This window comes from Rhabdochromatium marinum (genome assembly GCF_016583795.1).
Taxonomy (GTDB): domain Bacteria; phylum Pseudomonadota; class Gammaproteobacteria; order Chromatiales; family Chromatiaceae; genus Rhabdochromatium; species Rhabdochromatium marinum.
This window is the reverse complement of sequence record NZ_NRRS01000206.1, coordinates 1-662: the sequence shown is the minus strand read 5'-3', so window position 1 is coordinate 662 and position 662 is coordinate 1. Positions and strand designations below refer to the sequence as shown.

At 63.4% G+C, this 662-nt stretch carries 1 protein-coding gene; it reads right to left on the bottom strand.

Translation table 11 applies throughout. The annotated features are described in order from the left end of the window. A partial coding sequence (locus tag CKO36_RS19330) for an RRXRR domain-containing protein (protein ID WP_200286513.1) occupies positions 1-400 on the bottom strand: 400 nt, incomplete at its 3' end. Positions 401-662 lie beyond the last annotated feature (262 nt).

Genomic DNA, 662 nt, shown 5'->3' with positions numbered 1-662 from the left:
CGCGACGGGTGCGATTGAGGAAGCGCGGCGCCCGGTAGCGGGTTTTGCGGTGGCGTCTCGCGCGACGGAAGTTCCGGCGGGTTGTCAGCGCCTCACGAATCCGGGCGCCACGATGGGTCAGTTCCGCTAACCACAGCACAGGCGCGTCTCGGTACACCTCGCCCGTGTCGGGGTCGATACGCTCAACATCGCGCACCAGTGCAATCCCTGTGGTCTTGCTGCCCGGATCGAGCGATAGGCGCAGCGGCTGAGTCTTACCGCCGATGCGATCCTTGAGCCGAATGGTGAAGGGAGCCAGACGCACTACCACGGCACGTCCGCGCTTCAGTAACAGCCGCGCGCGTTTCTCCGTGCACGGCATCAGCGGACGCTTCTGTTTGTCAAGGACGAAGACAGCCATTTCAATTCCTGCCCTTACGGGCCTGGTGACGGAGCCTGACGGCTCGCTCCCCTCGGGAAGGTCGGCAACCGGCTCCCGCCTGGCGGCGGCGATCAAAACCTTCGGCGCTTTGCCTTTCGCCCGCATGATCCTGATCGGGTGCGGCCTTTGAATAATGTGATCACCCGAAACAGGCGGCACCGAATTGATCAATTCGCTGCCAAAATTGTTGCCAGCGCCCGGTCGTTTGGCTCAGCGCCCGCAGGCTGAGTACAATCCCGGC